The organism is Streptomyces sp. NBC_01298 (assembly GCF_035978755.1).
Taxonomy (GTDB): domain Bacteria; phylum Actinomycetota; class Actinomycetes; order Streptomycetales; family Streptomycetaceae; genus Streptomyces.
The window spans coordinates 5,996,285-6,011,800 of sequence record NZ_CP108414.1 but is presented as its reverse complement, the minus strand read 5'-3'; the positions used below and the strand labels follow the sequence as shown (position 1 = coordinate 6,011,800).

Genomic DNA, 15,516 nt, shown 5'->3' with positions numbered 1-15,516 from the left:
TGATCGGAACGGTGTGCATGCGCCCCGGCTGCCCGGGGACGTACGAGGACATGGGCGGCGGCGAGCTCTACTGCGACACCTGCGGGCTGGCGCCGGCCGGCGCCGTCGCCGCGGGCGCCGAGGAGCTGGTGTCGGTGCCGACGGCGATGACGAGCGCGGCCCGCCACGGTGACTCGCAGGGGTCGCACGGATCCCAGGGCTCGCACGGGTCCGGCCGGTCCTCCTCCTCTTCCTCCTCGCGGGCTTCGCGTTCCGCGCGTTCGTCGCGTTCGTCCTCGTCTCGGCGCTCCGTGTCCGGCCGGCTCTCGCGCGCCCTCTCGGGAGCCGCGTCCACCCGGTCGGTGTCGGTGCGCAGTTCGGGCTCGGCGGCCTCGGCTTCGGGCCGCGGCCGGCTGGGCGCCGGGCTGGTCAACGTCCCGGAGGTGCCCCGTCCGGATCCTTCGGAGGCGGTGCTGGAGAACCCGGAGGTCCCGGAGCGCAAGAGGTTCTGCTCACGCTCAGACTGCGGGGCTCCCGTAGGGCGCGCCCGCGGCGAGCGGCCGGGGCGGACGGAAGGTTTCTGTACCAAGTGCGGTCACCCGTACTCCTTCGTGCCCAAGCTGCGCTCGGGCGACCTCGTCCACGGCCAGTACGAGGTCGCGGGCTGCCTCGCGCACGGCGGGCTGGGCTGGGTCTACCTCGCGGTGGACCGGGCCGTGTCGGACCGGTGGGTGGTGCTCAAGGGCCTGCTGGACACCGGGGACCAGGACGCGATGGAGGCCGCGATCTCGGAGCGGCGCTTCCTCGCGGAGATCGAGCACTCCAACATCGTGCGGATCTACAACTTCGTGGAGCACCTGGACCAGCGGACCGGTTCGCTGGACGGGTACATCGTCATGGAGTACGTCGGCGGCAAATCGCTCAAGGAGATCGCCAACGAGCGGCGCAGGCCCGACGGCCGCCGCGATCCGCTGCCGGTGGAGCAGGCGTGCGCCTACGGCATCGAGGCGCTGGAGGCGCTCGGCCACCTGCACTCCAGGAACCTCCTGTACTGCGACTTCAAGGTCGACAACGCCATCCAGCAGGCCGACCAGCTGAAGCTGATCGACATGGGCGCGGTCCGGCGGATGGACGACGAGGAGTCGGCCATCTACGGCACCGTGGGCTACCAGGCGCCGGAGGTGGCGGAGCTCGGCCCGTCGGTCGCCTCCGACCTGTACACGGTGGCGCGCACGCTGGCCGTGCTGACCTTCGACTTCCAGGGCTACACGAACGTGTTCGTGGACTCCCTGCCGGACCCGCGGCACATCGAGGTGTTCGGGCGGTACGAGTCCTTCTACCGGCTGCTGGTACGGGCCACCGACCCGGATCCGGGACGGCGGTTCGCGTCCGCGCAGGAGATGGCGGACCAGCTGACGGGGGTGCTGCGCGAGGTCGTCGCGCTCCAGACGGGCCGCCCGCGGCCGCAGGTCTCCACCCTCTTCGGGCCCGAACTGCGGGTACCGGACGACCGGCTGTTCACCGACGACAGGACCGGCGGGCACGTGTCCCGGCTGGGCGAGCGGCCCGTGAAGCGGTGGCGGGCGGGCCGGGTCCCGGCTCCGGCCGCCGTCCCGGAGCCCGCGCGGGCTCCGGCTCCCACCGCCGCCCTGCCCGCGGGGGCGCCGACCGCTCCGGCAGCGGCGCCCATCACGGGGTACGGCACGACCGGCCTGGTCACCACCGCGACGCACCGGGCCACCGGACCGGGCGTACCGGCCCCGCGCCAGGCACCGCCGGCCGAGCCGCTGCCTCCCGTCGGGATCACCGCCCCGCGGCGGCCGGAGCTGTCCACGCTGGACACCCGCGAGGCCGCGCTGGCGCTGCCCGTGCCGCTGGTCGACGCCGCCGACCCCAACGCCGGCTTCCTGGCGGGCCTGCTGGCCTCCGCGCCGGCCGACCTGCTGGCCGCGCTGGGCTCGGCGCCGGCCGAATCCGCGGAGCTGCGGCTGCGGGAGCTGCGGGCCCGGCTCGAACTGGGCGGCGCCGACGCGCCGCTCGTCGCCGACGCGCTGACCCGGCTGGAGGCGCGGCACCCCGACGACTGGCGCGTGGTGTGGGCCCGGGGCATCGCCTCCCTGGCCGTCGGGGAGGACGAGACGGCGGCCCTGTCCTTCGACGCCATCTACGACGCCTTCCCGGGCGAGCCGGCGCCGAAGCTGGCGCTGGGGCTGTGCGCGGAGGTGCTGGGGCAGTTGGACAACGCCGCCGAGTACTACCGGCTGGTGTGGGCCACGGACCCCGGCTTCGTCGCCGCGGCGTTCGGGCTGGCCCGGGTGCAGCTGGCCACCGGGGACCGGGACGGAGCCGTGCGCACGCTGGAATCCGTACCGGAGGTGTCGATCCACCACACCGCCGCGCGGGTGGCCGCCGTACGGGCACGCCTGCGCGACCGGTCGCCCCAGGAAGCCCTGCTGGCCGATCTGACGGCGGCCGCGGCGCAGGTGGAGGCCCTGGGGCGGTTCGGCCTGGACTCGGTGCGCCACGAGCGGCTCAGGGCGGAAGTTCTGGGCTCGGCGCTGGACTGGGTACTGTCGGGCAGCCGGGGTTGCGACCCCGGCCGTACCTCGCTGCTCGGCTGCCAACTGGACGAGCGGGGACTGCGCTTCGGCCTGGAGCGCTCGTTCCGCGTGCTGGCACGGCTGGCGCAGCGGGGCGAGGAGAGGATCGAACTGGTGGAGCGGGCAAACCGTTTCCGTCCCCGGACGTGGGTGTGATTGATGTCGATGCATCGGCTGTCGGGCTGCCCCAGCTGCGCGGAACCGCTGGAGGAGGGTGACCGCTTCTGCGGCCTCTGCGGCTACGCCCTGACGACCACCGCCGCCGCGGAGGCCGGAGCCCCGGAACGGGCACCGGCCCACGCGGCCCCGGCCTCTCCGGCGGGTTCCGCTCCGGCGGCCCCGCCGGCCCCGCCCGCGGCCCCGCCGGGCTCCCCGCTGGGCTCCCCGGCGGGTGGGATCCCGGCCGCCCGCGGACTCCCCGCGCCCGGCGAGGACTTCGCCTCCCGGCACTCCGGCGGCCACGCCGAACCGGCTGCCCCCGGGTACGCGGGCGAGGCCGCGCCCGGCTGGGGCAGCGTCTCCACCGCCGCCCCCACCCTGGTGTCGGGCCCCGAGGGCTGGTCCGACCCCGGCCACGGCGCGCCCCAGGTCCCCGAGGGCCCGTACGCCGCGTCCGCTCAGGGCCGGCACCCGGCCGACAGCACGTCCCACGGCGCGGGCGCGGCCGCGTACGACAGCTCCGGTGCGGCCGTGTACGACGGCTCCGACGCGTACGGCACCCCGGGCCCGGGAGAGCACGCCACCTCCTACGACCTCCCCGCCCCGCAGGGCCCGCACCCCGGCGGCGAAGCCCGGTACGGCGACCCGGCCGGCGGGCACGACCCCGACCGGCAGGGCACGGGCCCGGGGCACGGAGCCCCGTACGGCGGCCCCTCCTCGCCGGGGTACGCCTCCGGCGGCGAAGCCCCGTACGGCTCGGCCCCCCAGGAGCAGCACCCCGAGGGCACGCCCCCGTACGGCAGTCCCGCTCAGCAGGGGCAGCACGCGGGCGAGCCCCCGTACGGCGCCACCGCCCCGCAGGGGCAGCACCCCGGCGGCGAAGTCCCGTACGGCGACCCGGTCCAGCAGGGCCACGCCACCGGGGGCGAAGCCCCCCACGCCGGTCAGGCCCCCGCCCCGCAGGGGGACTCCGGGGGGAAGACCTGTGTGGCCTGCCGCGCCGGGCGGGTGGACACCGACGGGTACTGCGAGCACTGCGGGCACGCGCAGCCCCGGGAGCGGGACCACCTCGAGGAGGAGCTCGGAAGCGTCGCCGCCGTCAGCGACCGCGGGCTGCGCCACCACCGCAACGAGGACTCCTTCGCCGTGGCGGCCACCGCGCTGCCCGACGGCTCCGCCGCGACCGTGGCCATCGTCTGCGACGGCGTCTCCTCCGCCAGCCGCCCCGACGAGGCCTCCGCCGCGGCCGCCGGAGCCGCCAACGAGGCGCTGCTCGAGGCCCTCCCCCGCGGCACCCACCCCCAGGAGGCCATGCACGAGGCGATCCTGGCCGCCGCCACCGCCGTGAACGCGCTGGCCCCCGAGGTGCCCGGCGCCCAGAACGCGCCCGCCTGCACCTTGGTCGGCGCCGTGGTCAGCCGCGGCCTGCTGACCATCGGCTGGGTCGGCGACAGCCGTGCCTACTGGGTCCCCGATGACCGCGCCGCCCTGCCCCGCCGGCTCACCGAGGACGACTCCTGGGCCGCCCAGATGGTCGCGGCGGGCCTGATGGGCGAGGCCGAGGCCTACGCCGACGTCCGCGCGCACGCCATCACCGGCTGGCTCGGGGCCGACGCCTACGACCTGGAGCCGCACACCGCCACCTTCAAGCCCGACCACGACGGCGTGGTCGTGGTCTGCACCGACGGGCTGTGGAACTACGCCGAGTCCGCGCGCGACATGGCGCAGGTGCTCCCGCACGACGCCGCCGTCCGGCCCCTGCACAGTGCGCAGGTCCTGGTGGGCCACGCCCTCGACGGCGGCGGGCACGACAACGTCACCGTGGCGATCGTCCCCTTCGCGGCGACCCCGCCGGACCCGCAGACCCCGCCCGCGGGCGCTGCGGGCGCCGCGGGCCCGGCCGCCCCGCAGTCCCGGGCCTGACCCCCGTACCACCCCCGTACCCGTCCCCGAGGAGGAGCGACCAGTGGCGAACTTCGCCAAGCCGAGCGCCCCGCGCTTCAGCGTGGAGGTGTACCAGAACGAGTTCCTCGCCGAGGGCTCCCGCGACGTCCACGCCATCGTCACGGTCACCTCGACCGGCGGAGCCACGGCCACCCGGACGGCCGTCGCCCCGGGCGGCGCCGCCGTGGTGATCATGGTCGACTGCTCCGGCTCCATGGAGTACCCGCCCGACAAGATGCGCGGCGCCCGCGAGGCGACGGCCGCCGCCGTCGACACCCTCCGCGACGGCACGGCCTTCGCCGTGATCGCCGGCACCCACGTGGCCAAGGAGGTGTTCCCCCGCCGGGGCCACCTCGCCATCGCCGACGCGACCACCCGTGCCCAGGCCAAGGAGGCCCTGCGCGGCCTCTCCTCCGGCGGCGGCACCGCCATCGGCACCTGGCTGCGCCTCGCCGACGGCCTGCTCCGCGGGTCCACCGCCGCGATCCGGCACGGGATCCTGCTCACCGACGGCCGCAACGAGCACGAGGACCCGGCCGTGCTCCGCGCCACGCTCGACGCCTGCGCGGGCCGTTTCACGTGTGACGCCCGCGGCGTGGGGACCGACTGGGAGGTCAAGGAGGTCACCGGCATCGCGAGCGCGCTGCTCGGCACGGCCGACATCGTGGCCGACCCGGCCCGCTTGACGGCCGACTTCACGCAGATGATGGAGAACGTCATGGGCAAGGAAGTGGCGGACGTCTCACTGCGCCTGTGGACGCCGGTGGGCGCGGAGGTCCTGTACGTCAAGCAGGTCGCTCCCGCCGTGCAGGACCTGACCGGCCGCCGTACGGAGGCCTCCCCGCGCGCCGGGGACTACCCGACGGGTTCCTGGGGCGACGAGTCCCGCGAGTACCACGTGTGCGTACGGGTCCCGGGCGCGGCCGTCGGCCAGGAGATGCTGGCCGCCCGCGCCGCCCTGGTCATGCCGGGTGCCCCCGGCGAGCAGCCGGCCGTACTCGCCCAGGGCCTGGTCCGCGCCGTCTGGACGGACGATCTCGCCGCGTCCACCGCGATCAACCCCCAGGTGGCCCACTACACCGGACAGGCCGAGCTCGCACAGGCCATCCAGCAGGGCCTGGAGGCCCGCAAACTGGGGGACGTCGGCGGTGCCACGGCCAAGCTCGGCCGGGCCGTGCAGCTGGCGAGCTCCTCGGGCAATGCCGACACCGCCAAGCTGCTGGCCAAGGTGGTGGATGTCGTCGACGCGGCGGCGGGTACTGTGCGACTGAAGGCAAAGGTCGCCGACGCGGACGAGATGACACTAGAAACGCGTTCCACTCAAACCGTTCGAGTGCGAAAATCTTGACGTACGGCTTGACGCTCTGATCGTGACGCTCTGATCAGATGCGGACCGCATGCGAACAGACGCGAAGAAGAAGCAGCAGAAGAAGACCCTGCCTCGTTGACGCAGGAAGAAGGAGGAAGCGCCGCGATGCCGACCTGCCCGAACGGGCACCAGTCCGCCTCCGACGACTGGTGCGAGGTCTGCGGCCACCGCATGGCTGCCCCTACGGGCACCCCCGGGGCGCCCTCCTACGGCTACGGCTACCCTCCCACCGGCGAGCCGACCGCACAGGCCGAGCTCTGCCCGCAGTGCCGGACCCCGCGCGAGGCCATGGCCCCGTTCTGCGAGGAGTGCCGGTACAACTTCCTGACCCGTACCGCGACCTCGTACACGCCGCTGTCCCCGGACCTGCCTGGGCCGCCGCCCCCGTCTCCGGGCGCGCCCGGGGCCCCGCCGGCGTACTCCCAGGACCACTTCGACTACCAGGGCTCGCGGCCCTCCCGGGTCAACCGCCCGGCCGAGCCGCTGCAGCGCGAGGACGACTGGATGCTGCCGCCTCCGGCGCGCCAGGACTTCCAGCAGCCCCCGTACCAGCAGCAGCCGCCGCCCCCGCAGCAGCACCAGCAGCAGCCGCGTCAGCAGCAGCCGCACCAGCAGCCGCAGGCTCAGCAGGCTCCGCCGCAGTACCAGCAGCAGCCGTCCCGGACGGGGCAGTACCAGCCGCCCCAGCCGCAGCAGCACCAGCCGCCGCAGCACCACCAGCAGCAGCACCAGGCGCCGCAGCCGCAGCAGCACCAGCCGCCGCAGCACCACCAGCAGCAGCACCAGGCGCCGCAGCCGCAGTACCAGCAGCAGCCCTACCAGCAGCCGGGCGGGTCCTGGAGCGCGACGATCGGTCCGGACCGCTCGTACTTCATCGCGATGATGGAGCGCAGCGGCCCCGAGGCCTCCGGGCTCGACCTGCCCGCGTACTCCCCCGAGCAGCACCTCCCGCTGTCCGGTGGCCAGATCACCATCGGCCGGCGCCGCGCCTCCACGGGCGAGTCCCCCGACATCGACCTGTCGGTGCCCCCGGAGGACCCGGGCGTCTCGCACCAGCACGCGGTGCTCGTCCAGCAGCCTGACGGCAGCTGGGCCGTGGTGGACCAGAACTCCACCAACGGCACCACGATCAACGGCGGCGAGGAGTCGATCCAGCCGTACGTGCCGGTTCCGCTCGCCGACGGGGACCGGGTCCACGTCGGTGCCTGGACCACGATCACCGTCCGGCGCGGCTGACCTCGCGCGGCCACGGATCCCGAACGCGGCGAAGCCCTCCGGTATCACCGGAGGGCTTCGCCGCGTTCGGGGATGTTCAGCCGCCGACCAGCGGATCCCGGGCCCCGCGCCGGCCCCGCACGCCGACCACCACGGCGGCGACCAGCAGCAGGACGAGCAGACCGGCCAGGGCGAGCGGGAGCAGCGCCCCGGGGTGGAGGGCGAAGAACAGGACCGGCAGACCCGCGAGCAGGACGGCGGGCGCCGTGCGCAGCCCGGCGAACGCCCGGCGTCCGGCCAGCAGCAGTCCGGCGGCCAGCGTGACGGCGAAGCGCAGCTGGGTGAAGGGGTACACCAGCGGGACCAGCATCACCGCACTCGTCAGCACCAGCGTCCACGCCATCACCGCGAGCACGCCGGCCCGCGTGCGGACACGGGGAGCGGGCCTCAGGTCCGGCGGGCACGCCACGGCCACCAGGGCCAGCACGAGCATCGGTCCGTCGATGAGCGCCGAGAACCCGATGGAGGCGATGCCCATCCGGACCGCACCGAGCGCGAACACCACGACGGTGCCCGCCAGCACGATCCAGCTGCCCGCCGCCCAGCGTCCGGCCAGCGCGAGGAACGCCCCGAACACCATGGCGAGGTAGGCCGCGACCATCCCCGCGAAGCCCGGACCGATCTCGTCCAGTCCCGCGATGGTGAAGACACGGCCCGTCACTCCGGCCCAGCTCGACGCGGCGGCCCCGACGGCGACCAGGGCGAACGGCGCCAGCGCCGCCAGGAGCCGGCCGGGGCGTCCCGCGGAGCCCAGGCCGAGCCGCATGCGCAGGGCGTGTCCGGCCACGTCGGCGCCTTCCCGCACCCGGGCGGGCACCCCCGCCCCGCTCGTGGCCTCCTGGTACGCGTAGGCGATCTCGTCACCGAACTCCCGCCGGTAGGCGGCGGGATACAGCCTCAGCAGCGCGCTCACGTGCCCACCGCCGTGCGGCCGAGTCCCGTACGGAGGGCGGTCCCGAGGGAGGCGGCGGACCCGCCGAGCCCCAGCCGCCGGGTGGCCTCCTGCGCGGTGCGCGCGAGCCGGGCCGCCTCGGCGGTCAGGATCTCCCGGCCGCGCGGGGCGAGGGCGTAGCTGCGCCGCCTGCGGCCGTCGACCACCTCTTCCTCGTGGACGGCGATGAGTTCTTGTTCCAGGAGCCGCTCCAGGGCCCCGTAGAGCGTTCCGGTGCGCATTTTGGTGCGGCCTTCCGAAATCTTCTCGACCTCCTGGGCGATCGCGTATCCGTGCCGTGGGGCATCGGCGATCGCCGTGAGGATCAGCAGGGTCGGCTCGCGGAGAGCTTGATCAGTCACACCCTGAACATAGCTCGGCCACCGACATATGTCGATAGACGACCTATGACTCCCGGCCTATGACTCCGACCGATGCCCCCGCCCGACGCACCCGACCTACGACTCCCCCACGGCCTCCCCCAGGGGCCACACGTAGGGCCCCTGGGGATCGTCGAGCCAGCACCACTGCCCCGCGGCGCCCACCGTCACCCCGAAGCGCTCGCGCGACGGCCGGTCCTCGCGCCGCCACAGGTCCAGCGCCTCCCTCGGATGCAGGGCTCCCGAGGTGAGCACGAGCATGAACTGGAAGCGCTCGTTCTCCACCAGCTCGTACGGGATCCCCCGCGGCATCCCGTACGTGCCCGGCGGCGCGGCCGTGGCCCCGCGCAGGGGCACGAAGTAGGCCGAGGTGTGCAGGAAGCGGCCCTCGGCGAACTCGGTGTCCCGCACCGTGAGCGCGATCAGCCCGGTCGACAAGGGGCCCAGGATCCGGGCCCCGGGCCGGCACTGCCCCAGCCAGGCGGGCGGGATCAGCGGGATCGTGCAGGTCACCAGGATCCGGTCGAAGGGAGCGCGGGCGGGGCAGCCGCGCGCCCCGTCGCCGGTGACGACGGCCGGGTGGTAGCCGAGCCGGTCCAGGTGCGCGCGCGCCGACTCGGTGATCTCCTCGTCCAGGTCGACGGTGGTGACCAGCCCGTCGCCGAGCCGGTGGCACAGCAGGGCCGCGTTGTAGCCGCTGCCGGCGCCGATCTCCAGCACGCTGTCCCCGTCGCGGACGTCCAGGGCCTCCAGCATCTTCGCCATCAGCGAGGGCTGGCTGCTGGAGGAGACCAGTTCGCCGTCGCGCAGCCGGGTGGCGAGCGGGGCGTCGGTGTAGACCCCGCGCAGCCAGCGGGCCCGCTGTTCGGGGTCGGGGTCCTCGGCCCAGAGCCGCTCGTGACCGGCGCCGCGGCCCGTGTAGTAGTACGGGACGAACACGTGCCGGGGCACGGCGGCGAAGGCCGCCCGCCAGCGCGGATCCTCCAGCGCCCCGGCTGCGGTCAGCTCCCGTACCTGAGCGGCGTGCGCGGTCTCCCGCACGTCGCGTACCTCGGCGTGTGCGCCCATGCCTCCACTGTCCTGCGGACACCGCCCGGGTGCGACCGCGCCGCGGCCGTCAGGAGCCGAACCCGGCCGAACTCCGGGGTCCTAGGGCCGGAGTCCTCCGTCCGGGCGTCTGAGACGATGGTCGGGTGAATGAGATTCCGCGGGGCACGGTCCAGGAGCAGACCTTCTACGAACTGGTGGGCGGCGAGGACACCTTCCGCCGCCTGGTCCACCGCTTCTACCAGGGGGTCGCCGAGGACCCGCTGCTGCGCCCGATGTACCCGGAGGGGGATCTCGGTCCGGCCGAGGAGCGGTTCGCGCTGTTCCTGATGCAGTACTGGGGCGGCCCGAACACCTACAGCGAGAACCGCGGCCACCCGCGCCTGCGCATGCGGCACGCGCCGTTCCAGGTGGACGCCGCCGCGCACGACGCGTGGCTGGCCCACATGCGGGTGGCGGTGGACGAGCTCGCCCTCGCGCCCGAGCACGAGGCGCAGCTGTGGCGGTACCTGACGTACGCCGCCGCGTCGATGATCAACACCGCGGGCTAGGACGTACGGGATCCCGTAGGGCGTGGCCGGCTAGACCGGCCGGACGAGCAGGGTGCCGAGGCCGCCGGGGCGGCGCGTGGCCACGGACCCGTACGGGGTGCGCAGCCGCAGCCAGCCGCCGGAGGCGAACAGGGCCACGAGCTCGGGGGCTCCGGCCGCGGTGGGGGCGGCGGGCACGGTGGACCGTACCGGCCGCAGGAAGCCCAGGGACTGCGCGGCGTGCACGGCGCGCAGCGGAAGTTCGGTGTCCCCCAGCGTGCGGGACCAGATCTCGCGGCCGATGCGGTCGCGCTCGGAGCGGGTCCGGTGCTGCGGGGGCAGGGCCTCGTCGCGGGCCCGGAACTCGGCGACGGCGCCCGCCACGGCCTTCGCCATCGCCTCGGGGCCGGGCAGCCCGGCCACCGGGGTCCAGCCGCCGCGGGGCGGCAGCACGCCCGCCCAGGGCGGTCCGGTGACGGCCGCCGGGACGACGGCTCCGGCCCGCTCGCCCTCGTCGACCGACTCCAGCAGCTCCCCGGCCGAAACGGTCAGGTCGAGCGGAGCGGAGAGCGGAGCGGAGAGCCGCACCGTGCGGACGGCCAGGACGTCGAAGGACGGCGGCCGCCCGAAAACGGCGAGCGCGCCACCGCCGGCCTGCGCCTGCAGGCGGACGGCGGCGGCGCGGTCGTAGTGCACCAGCCGGCCCAGGAAGGCGGCGAGGTCCGCCGCCTCCCCGGAGTCGGCGAAGTGCAGCTGCTCGTTCATGCCGCGATGCCCTGTGTCTTCTTCGGCTCGTCCAGGTACTCCTGGAGGAAGAGCTTCTCCTCGGCCGTGATGCGGCGGGGCCGCCCCTCGGCGAGGTTGTAGGGCACGACCACGGTCTCGGCGCGCACGTACACCGTCTCCGGCGCGTCCTCGGTCGCCTCGTCCTTGACCTCGTAGCGGATGGTCAGGGACGCGGCGCCTATCCGGGTCACCCAGGACTCGATGAGGACCGGCTCGTGGCGGTGCACGAGGGGCAGCTTGTAGTCGATCTCGTGACGGGCCACGACGGAACCGCCCGTGAAGGACTCACTGCCCTCCCCCGGCGCGAGGCGGAACATGAAGTCGATCCGCGCCTCCTCCAGATAGCGGAGGAAGACGACGTTGTTGACGTGCCCGAAGGCATCCATGTCCGCCCAGCGGAGGGGGCATCGGTAGTGGTGTCTGGCCATGGCCCGTTTCCTCGGCCCTCAGCCTCGGGTGAGCTTCTTGTAGGTGGCACGGTGCGGACGGGTCGCGTCCGCGCCGAGCCGCTCGATCTTGTTCTTCTCGTACGACTCGAAGTTGCCCTCGAACCAGTACCACTTGGACTCGCCCTCGTACGCCAGGATGTGCGTGGCGACCCGGTCCAGGAACCAGCGGTCGTGGGAGATGACCACGGCCGCACCGGGGAATTCGAGGAGCGCGTTCTCGAGCGAGGACAGGGTCTCGACGTCGAGGTCGTTGGTGGGCTCGTCGAGGAGCAGCAGGTTGCCGCCCTCCTTGAGCGTCAGCGCCAGGTTCAGGCGGTTGCGCTCACCACCGGAGAGGATGCCGGCGGCCTTCTGCTGGTCCGGACCCTTGAAGCCGAAGGCGCTGACGTACGCGCGCGACGGCATCTCGACCTGGCCGACGTTGATGTAGTCCAGCTCGTCCGACACGACGGCCCACAGGGACTTCTTGGGGTCGATGTTGGCGCGGCTCTGGTCGACGTACGAGATCTTGACGGTCTCGCCGATCTTGACGTCGCCGGAGTCCGGCGCCTCGAGACCCAGAAGCATCTTGAAGAGCGTGGTCTTGCCGGCGCCGTTCGGGCCGATGATGCCCACGATGCCGTTGCGCGGCAGCGTGAACGACAGGTCGTCGACCAGGACCTTGTCGCCGAACGCCTTGTTGAGGTTGTTGACCTCGACCACGATCGAGCCCAGACGCGGGCCCGGCGGGATCTGGATCTCCTCGAAGTCCAGCTTCCGCATCTTGTCCGCCTCGGCGGCCATCTCCTCGTAGCGGGCGAGGCGGGCCTTGGACTTGGTCTGACGCCCCTTGGCGTTCGACCGCACCCACTCGAGCTCTTCCTTGAGGCGCTTCTGGCGCTTCTCGTCCTTGCGGCCCTCGACCTTGAGACGGGTGGCCTTCTTCTCCAGGTACGTGGAGTAGTTGCCCTCGTAGGCGATGGCGCGGCCGCGGTCGAGTTCGAGGATCCACTCGGCGACGTTGTTCAGGAAGTACCGGTCGTGGGTGACGGCGATGACGCAACCCTTGTACTGCGAAAGGTGCTGCTCCAGCCAGTTCACCGACTCGGCGTCGAGGTGGTTGGTGGGCTCGTCGAGGAGGAGCAGGTCCGGGGCCTCGATCAGCAGCTTGCAGAGCGCCACGCGGCGCTTCTCGCCACCGGAGAGGTTGGTGACGGGCCAGTCGCCGGGCGGGCAGCCCAGGGCGTCCATGGCCTGCTCCAGCTGGGCGTCGAGGTCCCAGGCGTTGGCGTGGTCCAGGACTTCCTGGAGCTTGCCCATCTCGTCCAGCAGCGCGTCGGTGTAGTCGGTCGCCATTTCCTCGGCGACCTCGTTGAAGCGCTTCAGCTTGGCCATGATGTCGGCCGCGCCGTCCTGGACGTTCTCCAGGACCGTCTTGGACTCGTCGAGCTTGGGCTCCTGCATGAGGATGCCGACGGTGAAGCCGGGAGACAGGTACGCCTCGCCGTTGGACGGCTGCTCCAGCCCCGCCATGATCTTGAGGACGGTGGACTTACCGGCGCCGTTCGGGCCGACCACACCGATCTTCGCGCCGGGCAGGAAGTTCAGGGTGACGTCATCAAGAATCACCTTGTCGCCGTGCGCCTTGCGCGTCTTGCGCATGGTGTAGATGAACTCAGCCAAGAGAAACCGTCCGGCAGATCGATGGGTGGGCAGATACACCCCATCTTGCCTGAGGTCCACCCCTGGGGGGAAACCCGTTCGGCCCCGCGACCACCGCGACGGGGTCCGCCAAACGGTCCCGAGGCCTTGTGCCGCACGGCAGGATGATGCCGACGAGGGCGTGGCGGGGGGCTGCGGCCGAGGTGGGGGACGTGGGGGACGCATGGACAGCGGACTGATCGCGCTCGGCGCGGCCGTGGTCGGCGTGGCCGGAACTTTGCTCGCGACGGTGCTTTCGCAGCGGATGGTGGCGCGGGTGCAGGCGGCGCAGTTCGAGCGGGAGCAGCGGGTCGCGCAGGTGGGGTGGGCCCGGGAGCAGCAGCTGGCGGAGCGCGATCGCAAGCGGGAGTGCTACGCGGCGACGAACGCCGCGTACCGGCGCTACCGCATCGCGCTGATGTCCTTCCTCTGGGCCGTCCACAACGCGTCGGCGGATCCGAACGCGCCGGCGGATCCGGCGGAGCGGCCCGCGCCCGCGCGGGCGGCGCTGGAGGAAGCCCGGGGCAGCCATCACGCCGCCTTCGCGCAGGCGCAGATGATCGCCTCCGCCGCCGTCCTTCTGGAACTGGACTCGATGACCCGGGGCATGGCGGGGGCCTACGCCCGCACGATGCGGCTGGCCGAGGGCGCTCCCGGGCCGGACTGCTCCTTCGAGGAGATCCATGCCGAGCTGCTCAGACTGTCGGAATGCTCGAACGTCATGCGGAGCACCATGCGGGCCGATCTCGGCATGGTGTGAGCGCGGGCCTGCGCCCCCGGCCTCCGGCGGCGCCCAGGGCCGCGGCCGGGGCCGGGGCCGGGCTCAGCGGGGGCGGTAGACCGTGAGGGCGTCCGGGAGGTCGTCCAGGACCAGGGCCGTGGGGGCCTGGGCGTACTCGCCGTCGTAGGCGAGCGGGGTGCCGGCGGGGATGTCGCTCACGCGCAGGCTGCGCAGCCGGGTGGCGACGTGGACCGGGGAGCGGGTCAGCGGGCCCGCGAAGGCGGCCGCGAGCAGGCGGGGGCCGGGGCGGCCGCCGCCGTGGACGAGCCGGATGTCGAGGAGACCCTCGCCCAGGCTCTTGCGGTAGCGGGGCGCCGGGCCCGTGCCCTGGTAGGTGCCGTTGCCCGCGAAGAGCAGCCAGACGCTGCGCGGCTTCCCGGCGAGCTTGAGCCGTACCGGGCGCTCGGCGCGCAGCACCCGGTACGCCGCCAGGAGGGCGGCGGGGCCGCCGCCGATCCGGGGGGCCCAGCGGAGCCGGGTGCCGAGCAGCTCCGGGTAGGCCCCGATGCTGAAGTTGTTCAGGAAGTACCCGGCCCTGGTGTCCTGCGGGTCCGGGCCGGGGCCCGGGGTGAAGCGGCCGACGCCGATGTGGACGGCGTGGCCGTCCGCCACGGCCCGGCAGGTGTCCTCGATCCCGGCGAGGCCGAGGTCGAGCGCGAAGTGGTTGAGCGTGCCGCCGGGGAACACCGCCAGCGGGATCCCGGCGCGCAGCGCGGCGGTGGCGGCGGCGTTTATGGTGCCGTCGCCGCCGCACACGCCGAGGACGGCGGCCCGCTCGGCCGCCGATGCCAGTTCCGCGGCGAGGTCCTGTCCCTCGCACTCGACGAGCTCGGCCTTCGGCAGCCGCTCGCGCAGCAGTACGTCGAGCCCCGTCGTGGCGGCCGTGCCCGACCCGGTGTTCACCACCACCGTGAGACCGGCCCCGTCGGGCAGCGCGGGTGCCGCGGCGGCGCGCTCGTCGCCGGGCACGATGCGGGCCTCCTGGGCGTCCCGGGTGAGGCGGCGCACGACGACTCCGGCCGCCACGCCCAGCGCGGCGCCCGCGAGCACGTCCGAGGGGTAGTGCACGCCGGTGTACACGCGGGAGAAGGCGACGGAGGCGGCGACCGGGGCCAGCGCGGCGCCCCAGAGCGGGGACTCCAGCGCCACTCCGGCGGTGAAGGCGAACGCGGACGCGGAGTGCCCCGAGGGGAAGGAGGTGGTCCGCGGCTGCGTGGTGAGCTGTCGCGCGGCTGGTACCCCGTCCAGCACCGGGCGCGGCCGGCGTACGGACCATTTGCCGACGGTGTTGATCGTCGCGGAGGCCAACGCGAGGGAGGCGACCCCGCGCACGGCCGCCTTGCGGGCCCCGGCCGAGCCGAGGACGGCGATCCCCGCGGCGGCCCCGCCCCACAGCAGCCCGTGGTTCGCGGCCCGGCCGAGCCGCGGCAGCACCCGGTCGGCCCCGGGCCAGTGCCGCCCGGCCACGACGTCGAAGAGCCACCGGTCCCCTCGCGCGACCGCGCCCCGCCAGGTCAGTTCTTGATCAGCCATCTCCTGCCTCTACCCGAACCCCCGGATCCCAACCAGCCACCGCACCCGCCCACCCCCGATCCCGGGCGCGCCG

13 protein-coding genes are annotated in these 15,516 nt (G+C 74.0%); 6 read left to right on the top strand and 7 right to left on the bottom strand.

Annotated elements, in window-relative coordinates; translation table 11 throughout:
• Positions 1 to 2 precede the first annotated feature (2 nt).
• The 4 genes from OG730_RS27315 to OG730_RS27300 all read left to right on the top strand — a co-directional run bounded on the left by OG730_RS27315 (position 3) and on the right by OG730_RS27300 (position 7,287).
• Positions 3 to 2,735 carry a serine/threonine-protein kinase gene (locus OG730_RS27315; protein ID WP_442815215.1) on the top strand — a complete coding sequence of 911 codons (2,733 nt, stop codon included), beginning with the start codon at positions 3 to 5 and terminating at the stop codon, positions 2,733 to 2,735.
• Between the two features lie 3 nt (positions 2,736 to 2,738).
• The gene (locus OG730_RS27310) at positions 2,739 to 4,661 is read left to right on the top strand and encodes a protein phosphatase 2C domain-containing protein (protein ID WP_327306717.1); all 1,923 of its coding nucleotides are present in this window, start codon (positions 2,739 to 2,741) and stop codon (positions 4,659 to 4,661) included.
• A 43-nt stretch (positions 4,662 to 4,704) separates the two neighbouring features.
• Entirely contained in the window at positions 4,705 to 6,030 is a 1,326-nt protein-coding gene (locus tag OG730_RS27305; RefSeq protein ID WP_327306716.1) for a vWA domain-containing protein, read from the top strand.
• 126 nt (positions 6,031 to 6,156) lie between these two features.
• Positions 6,157 to 7,287: an FHA domain-containing protein gene (locus tag OG730_RS27300; protein WP_327306715.1), complete on the top strand. Its 1,131-nt coding sequence runs from the start codon at positions 6,157 to 6,159 to the stop codon at positions 7,285 to 7,287.
• A 76-nt stretch (positions 7,288 to 7,363) separates the two neighbouring features.
• Here OG730_RS27300 and OG730_RS27295 read toward each other — a convergent pair whose 3' ends face one another.
• From OG730_RS27295 to OG730_RS27285, 3 genes are all read right to left on the bottom strand, one after another.
• Positions 7,364 to 8,239, bottom strand: a complete 876-nt coding sequence (locus OG730_RS27295) for a hypothetical protein (protein ID WP_327306714.1) — start codon at positions 8,237 to 8,239, stop codon at positions 7,364 to 7,366.
• Positions 8,236 to 8,619, bottom strand: coding sequence for a PadR family transcriptional regulator (locus OG730_RS27290; protein WP_327306713.1), 384 nt, complete (start codon positions 8,617 to 8,619; stop codon positions 8,236 to 8,238). Before OG730_RS27290 ends, OG730_RS27295 begins: the two co-directional genes overlap by 4 nt.
• Before the next feature lie 96 nt (positions 8,620 to 8,715).
• Positions 8,716 to 9,705, bottom strand: coding sequence for a methyltransferase domain-containing protein (locus OG730_RS27285; RefSeq protein ID WP_327306712.1), 990 nt, complete (start codon positions 9,703 to 9,705; stop codon positions 8,716 to 8,718).
• Positions 9,706 to 9,830: 125 nt separating this feature from the next.
• Here OG730_RS27285 and OG730_RS27280 point away from each other — a divergent pair, with 125 nt between their 5' ends.
• Positions 9,831 to 10,235, top strand: coding sequence for a globin (locus tag OG730_RS27280; protein ID WP_243334938.1), 405 nt, complete (start codon positions 9,831 to 9,833; stop codon positions 10,233 to 10,235).
• Positions 10,236 to 10,265: 30 nt separating this feature from the next.
• Here OG730_RS27280 and OG730_RS27275 read toward each other — a convergent pair whose 3' ends face one another.
• From OG730_RS27275 to ettA, 3 genes are read right to left on the bottom strand one after another with little or no spacing between them, the layout of a single operon-like run.
• Complete coding sequence (locus tag OG730_RS27275; RefSeq protein WP_327306711.1) at positions 10,266 to 10,979, bottom strand: DUF8010 domain-containing protein; 714 nt, start codon at positions 10,977 to 10,979, stop codon at positions 10,266 to 10,268.
• A complete protein-coding gene (locus tag OG730_RS27270) occupies positions 10,976 to 11,428 on the bottom strand; it encodes an acyl-CoA thioesterase (protein WP_327306710.1) in 453 nt (150 codons plus the stop codon). The genes OG730_RS27275 and OG730_RS27270 overlap by 4 nt, the downstream gene beginning before the upstream one ends.
• Positions 11,429 to 11,446: 18 nt before the next feature.
• A complete protein-coding gene (gene ettA / locus OG730_RS27265) occupies positions 11,447 to 13,111 on the bottom strand; it encodes an energy-dependent translational throttle protein EttA (protein WP_327306709.1) in 1,665 nt (554 codons plus the stop codon).
• 202 nt (positions 13,112 to 13,313) lie between these two features.
• On the opposite strand from ettA, the gene OG730_RS27260 reads away from it, so the two are divergent.
• The gene (locus OG730_RS27260; protein ID WP_327306708.1) at positions 13,314 to 13,889 is read left to right on the top strand and encodes a hypothetical protein; all 576 of its coding nucleotides are present in this window, start codon (positions 13,314 to 13,316) and stop codon (positions 13,887 to 13,889) included.
• 63 nt (positions 13,890 to 13,952) lie between these two features.
• Here the strand turns inward: OG730_RS27260 and OG730_RS27255 are convergent, their stop codons facing one another.
• Entirely contained in the window at positions 13,953 to 15,443 is a 1,491-nt protein-coding gene (locus tag OG730_RS27255; protein WP_327306707.1) for a bifunctional phosphatase PAP2/diacylglycerol kinase family protein, read from the bottom strand.
• Positions 15,444 to 15,516: the final 73 nt, after the last annotated feature.

Excerpts from the sequence above, each read along its gene's own strand:
- OG730_RS27300 (WP_327306715.1), top strand. The coding sequence starts at position 6,157 with ATGCCGACCTGCCCGAACGGGCACCAGTCCGCCTCCGACGACTGGTGC.
- OG730_RS27270 (WP_327306710.1), bottom strand. The coding sequence starts at position 11,428 with ATGGCCAGACACCACTACCGATGCCCCCTCCGCTGGGCGGACATGGAT.
- OG730_RS27310 (WP_327306717.1), top strand. The coding sequence starts at position 2,739 with ATGTCGATGCATCGGCTGTCGGGCTGCCCCAGCTGCGCGGAACCGCTG.
- OG730_RS27275 (WP_327306711.1), bottom strand. The coding sequence starts at position 10,979 with ATGAACGAGCAGCTGCACTTCGCCGACTCCGGGGAGGCGGCGGACCTC.
- OG730_RS27285 (WP_327306712.1), bottom strand. The coding sequence starts at position 9,705 with ATGGGCGCACACGCCGAGGTACGCGACGTGCGGGAGACCGCGCACGCC.
- OG730_RS27255 (WP_327306707.1), bottom strand. The coding sequence starts at position 15,443 with ATGGCTGATCAAGAACTGACCTGGCGGGGCGCGGTCGCGCGAGGGGAC.
- OG730_RS27260 (WP_327306708.1), top strand. The coding sequence starts at position 13,314 with ATGGACAGCGGACTGATCGCGCTCGGCGCGGCCGTGGTCGGCGTGGCC.